1 protein-coding gene is annotated in these 332 nt (G+C 36.7%); it reads left to right on the top strand.

Annotated elements, in window-relative coordinates; all coding sequences use genetic code 11:
• A partial coding sequence (locus KVT37_RS32005) for a phage integrase SAM-like domain-containing protein (protein WP_217578996.1) occupies positions 1–332 on the top strand: 332 nt, incomplete at both ends.

Genomic DNA, 332 nt, shown 5'->3' with positions numbered 1-332 from the left:
GTCAGTATAAAGAAAACTTTCGATACTTTACGTATTTTCTAGATTATAAATGTCTTAGTAGAAATATCGATACAATTACGACCGATGTGATCCGCAACTACGTAGTATTTATGAAGAACGAGAAGGTACAATTTGAAGACCATAATTACAAACCAGATGATTGCAAAAAGGTGGGGCTCTCCCCTTCTACGATTAATACACGCCTGAAAACTTTACGGGTGATGTTTCGTTTCTTTGTTGATGAGGTGTTGATTGAGGGTAATCCAATGAAGCAAGTGAAAGACGTAAATGAACCGCAAGAAGAAATCGTCGTGCTTACAGTTGATGAATTA

Source organism: Mesorhizobium sp. GbtcB19 (assembly GCF_019091085.1).
Classification (GTDB): domain Bacteria; phylum Pseudomonadota; class Alphaproteobacteria; order Rhizobiales; family Rhizobiaceae; genus Mesorhizobium.
This window is presented reverse-complemented; position numbering and strand designations above follow the sequence as displayed.